The organism is Pseudonocardia sp. EV170527-09 (assembly GCF_008369905.1).
In the GTDB taxonomy this organism is placed as follows: Bacteria; Actinomycetota; Actinomycetes; order Mycobacteriales; family Pseudonocardiaceae; genus Pseudonocardia.
In genome coordinates this window covers 1-5,751 of record NZ_VRMC01000158.1, presented here as the reverse complement: position 1 = coordinate 5,751, position 5,751 = coordinate 1, and the positions used below count along the sequence as shown (strand labels likewise).

Genomic DNA, 5,751 nt, shown 5'->3' with positions numbered 1-5,751 from the left:
TCGAAGCGGGCCGCGACGGTGGAATCGGTGACCAACAGCGCCGCCCCCGACGCGTCGAGGATCTCCCCGAGCCGCTCATCGGGGTGGTCCAACTCCAACGGCACGTACGCCGCACCCGCACGCAGCACCGCGAACAACGCCACCACGTTGCCCACCGAGCGCGGCAGACCCAACGCCACGACCGACTCCGGACCCACCCCCCGGCGCAGCAGGACCCGAGCCAGCGCGGTGACCCGCCTGTCCAGCTCGGCGAAGCTCACCCGCTCCCCCGCCGCGACCAGCGCCGTCCGCTCCGGGCAGGCCGCCGCCCGCTCCGCGAGCAGCTCGGCGATCGTCGCGTCCGGCACGTCCGTCGCGGCGGTGCGGGCCCGCTCGGCGGCGAGCGCGCGGTCGGCGGGGGCGAGCACGTCGAGCGTGCCGACCCGGGTGGTCGGGTCCCCGACGAGGCCGCGCAGCACCGTGACGAACCGGTCGGCCACGCGGGCGACGGTGTCGGCGTCGAACAGGTCTTCGGCGTACTCGACGACCCCGGTCAGCAGGTCCGGCGCGTCGTGGAAGTTGAACGACGCGTCGAACTTCGCGGTGCCGGTGTCGACGTGGTGCGTGCTCACCTCGACGCCGTCGAGCCTCGGGTGCACGACGTCGGTCTCGCCGGACAGGCAGACCAGCATCACCTGGAACAGCGGGCTCCGTCCCGGTGCCCGCGGCGGCCCGACGGCGCCGACGACGTCGGCGAACGGGACGTCGGCGTGGTCGTAGGCGGTCAGGTCCGCGGCCCTGGCCGCGTCGAGCAGCTCGCCGACGGTGAGGTCGCCGCGGGCGTCCAGACGCAGCGCGAGAGTGTTGAGGAAGTAGCCGACGGCGTCGGTGAGCGACGGGTCGAACCGGGTGGAGATGGGGGTGCCCACCACGGTGTCCGAGCCGTCGCCGCCGGAGCGGTGCCGGGCCAGCAGCACGGCGAGGGCGGCGAGCAGCACCATGAAGGTGGTGACGCCGCGCTCGCGGGCGACCCGGTGCACCGCGCGGGTGAGCTCGGGGCCGACCTCGACCCGCGCGACACCACCGGCCCCGGTCGGTGCGGCCGGCCGTGGGCGGTCCGCGGGCAGCGTGCACTCCGGTGGGGCGCCGTCCAGGACGCGGCGCCAGTGGTCGAGCTGGCTCGCGGCCGAGGTGGCGGCGCCGTCGGCCAGGCACGCGGACTGCCAGTCGACGAAGTCGGCGTACTGCACCGGCGCCGGCTCGGGTGCGCCGCGACCCGCGCGGCGGTCGGCGTAGGCGCGTTCGAGGTCGCGGACCAGCGGGCGCCACGACCACTCGTCGGTGGCGATGTGGTGCAGGGTCAGGACGAGGACATGATCGGCCGGGTCCAGCTCCAGCAGGACCGCCCGCAGCGGCGGCTCCACGGTGAGGTCGAACGGGTGGGTCGCGGCGGCGGCGATCCGCTCGTCGAGGGTCTCCGGGGTGACCCGCTCGTGCAGCACGGCCGCGCGCACCCGGTCGCGGTCGACGACGACGCCGGCCGGGCCGCCGTCGCCGTCGGTGTAGACGGTGCGCAGCACCTCGTGCCGGACCGCCAGGTCGGCGACGGCGTCGGCGAGGGCGGCGGTGTCGAGCGGGCCGCGCAGGCGGAGCACGTTCGGCACGTCGTAGACGGCGTCGGGGCCGGACACCCGGTGCAGGGCCCACATCTGGCGCTGCCCGGCGGACAGCGACCGTGCGCGGCCCGTCCGGACGGCCGGGCGCAGTGCCGGGCGGCCCGCCGGGCCGCCGCGGCCGGTCAGCTCGGCGAGCCCGGCGACCGTGGAGTGGTCGAACACGTCGCGGACGCTGACGTCGCCGCCGAGCTCGTGGACCAGCCGCAGGGCGAGCAGCGAGTGGCCGCCGAGGGCGAAGAAGTCGTCGTCGGCACCGACCCGGTCCACACCGAGCACGGTGCGGAACGCGGCGGCGACCGCCTTCTCCGCCGGTCCGGCGGGGGCCCGGCCCCCGGCGGAGGACAGCTGCGGGGCGGGCAGCGCACGGCGGTCGAGCTTGCCGTTCAGGGTGAGCGGAACGGTGTCGAGCACGGTGACGACGGCGGGGACCATGTAGCCGGGCAGCAGACCGGCGAGCTCCTCGCGCAGCCGGGCACCGTCGGGGCGCGGGGCCGCTGTGCCGGCGGGGGCGACGACGTAGGCGACGAGCTGGGTGCCGCCGGGGCCGTCCCAGGGCAGGACGACCGCGCGGCCGACGCCGGGCAGGCCGAGCAATGCGGCCTCGACCTCGCCGGGCTCCACCCGGAACCCGCGGATCTTGACCTGGTCATCGGCGCGGCCGGCGAACTCGAGCTCGCCGCCGGGCCCGCGGCGGGCCAGGTCACCGGAGCGGTAGAGCCGTCCGCCCCCGGCGTCGGCGACGAACCGGGACGCGGTCAGGCCGGGCCGGGCCAGGTAGCCCTGGGCGAGCTGGCCGCCGCGGACGTACACCTCGCCGACGACGCCGTCGGGCACCGGGCGCAGCCGGTGGTCGAGCAGCTCGACGTCGAGTCCGTCGAGCGGGACGCCGACCGGGCTGACCCCCGCCTCGGCGTCGGCGCGGCGCAGCGCGCGGAACGTGGTGTGCACGCAGGTCTCGGTGATCCCGTACATGTTGACCAGCCGGGGTGCGTCCTCGGGGTGCCGCGCGTACCAGGGGCGCAGCCGCCGGGTCTCCAGCGCCTCCCCGGCGAACACGACGTAGCGCAGCGCGTCGCCCGCGCCGGCGGGCTCGGCCTCGGCGAGCTGGTCGAACGCCGAGGGGGTCTGGCTCAGCACCGTGACCCGTTCGGTCTGCAGCAGCTCCCAGAACGCCTCCGGGGAGCGGACGGTCTCCTGGTCGGGCACGACGAGGCGGGCGCCGTGGGCGAGCGCGCCCCACATCTCGAACACCGACACGTCGAAGGCGATCGAGTGGAACAGCGACCAGGCGTCGTCGGCGGACAGGTCGTAGTGCCGGTCCGCGGCGGCGACGAGGTCGAGGACCGCGGTGTGCGGCACCTCGACGCCCTTCGGGCGGCCGGTCGAGCCCGAGGTGTAGATGACGTAGGCCGGCTGGGCGGGCGGGACCGCGACGGGTGCGAGCGGTGCCGCGTCCCGGGTGGTGTCCGGGTCGTCCAGCACGACCAGGTCGACGTCGCCGGGCAGGGCCCGGGTGGCGTCGGTGACGACCGCGCAGCGTGGCCGCGCGTCGGACACGATCAGCGCGGTGCGCTCGGCGGGGGCGGTGACGTCGAGCGGCACGTAGGTGGCGCCGGCGCGCAGGACCCCGAGCACCGCGACGACCATCGCGGCGGAACGGGGGACGGCGATCGCGACCCGGTCCCCGGGGCGGACCCCGCGTGCGGCGAGCAGTCCGGCCAGGCGGGCGGCGCGGTCGGCGAGCTCGTCGTAGCGCAGGCGCTCGTCGGCGACGACGGCGGTCGCGCTCCCGCGGGCGGTGGCGACCTCGTCGAACAGTGAGGCGAGGGTGCCGCTGCCCGCCCGGGGCGGGACCGGCAGCGACCGCGCTCCGCGATCCCCGCTCGGCAGCGCCGCGAGGCGCCGGTCCGGGTCGGCGACGACGGTGGTCAGCACGGCGCGGAGCCGTTCGACGACGGCGCCGACCTCCTGCTCGGTGAACAGGTCCGTGGCGTACTCGACGGCGCCGTGGATCACCGGCTCGTCGCCGGCGCGCTCGAAGAACTGGAGGGTGGCGTCGAACTTGGCGGTGCCGGTCCCGACCCACCGGGGCTCGACGTCGAGCCCGTCGAGCACCAGGTCACCCGCGTCGTCCTCGACCCGCAGGTACACCATCTCGACCTGGAACAGGGGGTGCCGGGCGGAGGAGCGCTCGGGGTTGACCCGCTCGACGACCTGGTCGAACGGCACCGTCTGGTGGGCCATCGCGTCGAGGGCGGTGTCGCGGGCCCGGCCGAGCAGCTCGGTGAACGACGGGTCGCCGGTGAGGTCCAGGCGCAACGCGACGGTGTTGACGAAGAAGCCCAGGACGTCGGCGAGCGCGTCGTCGTCGCGTTCGGAGACCGGGGCGCCGACGACGGTGTCCGGGCCGGCGCCGTGCAGGTCGAGCAGGGTCGCGACGGCGGCATGGAACAGCATGAACATCGAGACCCGGTGCGCCGCGGCGAGGCGCTGGAGGCCGGCGGTGAGCTCGGTGTCGAGTGTGAACCGCACCTCCGCACCGGCCCCGGTGCGCGTCTCGGGGCGGCCGTGCCGCAGCGGGAGGGTGCACTCGGTGGGCACGCCGTCGAGGACGCGGGCCCAGTGGTCGAGCTCGGTCGCCGCGAGCGAACCGGCGTCGCGGGCGTCGCCGAGGCGTTCGGCCTGCCACGCGGTGAAGTCGGCGTAGCGGACCGGCAGCGGAGCGAACCCGGGGGCGTGTCCGGCGGCGCGGGCGGCGTAGGCGGTGCCGAGGTCGCGCACCAGCGCGCGGAACGACCAGTCGTCGACGGCGATGTGGTGCACCACGAGTACGACGAGGTGCCGGTCGACGGCGGTGCGCACCACGTGCAGCCGCAGCGGGGACTCGGCGTCGAGCGCGAACGGGGTCCGGACGAGGTCGGCAAGGAGGTCCGACACCTGGTCGTCGGTGGCTCCGGTGCGGTCGTGGACCTCGGTGCGCGGCGCGGTGCCGGGCAGGACGCGCTGGACGAGCCGGCCGTCGACGTCGTGGTAGGTGGTGCGCAGGATGTCGTGCCGGGTCGCGAGGTCGTCGACGGCCGTGCGCAGCGCGGCGACGTCGAGCGGGCCCTCGACCTGCCAGGTGCGTGGGATGAGGTACGTGGCGGACGGTCCGGCGAGCTGCTCGTGCGCCCACATCCGGACCTGGCCGGGCGAGGCGGGTGCCTCGATGGTGCCGCCGACGCCCTGGTGCGGCCGGGCAGCGACCTCGGCCAGGGTGGGCCCGGCGTCGCCGGTGGTCTCGGTCTCGCTCGCCGGGGCGGGGTCTGCCGAGGTGGGATCTGCGGTGCCATCGGCCGCGTCCGCGGGGGCGCCGTCGCCGAGGTGCTCGGCGAGGCGGGCGACGGTGCGGGCCTCGAAGACGTGTCGGGGGCGGATCCGCAGCCCGGCCTTGCGGGCGCGGTTCGCGGTGGTCAGCGCGGAGATGCTGTCGCCGCCGAGGGTGAAGAAGTCCTCGTCGACGCCGACCGTGTCCACCCCCAGGACCTCGGCGACGATCCGGCAGAGGGTGTGCTCGGTCGGGGTGGCCGGTCCGCGGCTGCGGGCGGTGGCGAGCGGTGCCGGTTCGGGCAGCGCGGCGGTGTCGAGCTTGCCGTTCACGGTCAGCGGCAGGGCGGCGACGACCGACCACAGGGTGGGGACCATGTAGTCGGGCAGGGCGTGGGCGGCGGCGTCGCGGGCGGTCCGCGGGTCGGCCGCCGGGCCGACGAGGTAGGCGGCGAGGCGGCGCTGTCCGGGGACCTCGGCGTGCTCGCGGGCGACGACCGCGACCTGGTCGACACCGTCGACGGCGGCCAGCACCGTCTCGATCTCGCCCGGCTCCACCCGGTAACCGCGGATCTTGAGCTGGTCGTCGCTGCGCCCCAGGAAGTCCAGGTTCCCGTCGCCGCGACGCCGGACCAGGTCACCGGTCCGGTACATGCGGCCGCCCGGGATCCGGGGGTCGGCGACGAACCGCTCGGCGGTCAGGGCGGGGCGCCCCAGGTAGCCGCGGGCCAGGCCGGTCCCGGCGATGTAGAGCTCGCCGACGACGCCGTCGGGCACCGGCCGCAGCCAG

General features: G+C 76.3%; 1 protein-coding gene. It reads right to left on the bottom strand.

The annotated features are described in order from the left end of the window. The coding region (locus FVA95_RS27190) for a non-ribosomal peptide synthetase (RefSeq protein ID WP_149666663.1) at positions 1-5,751 on the bottom strand (5,751 nt) is incomplete at both ends.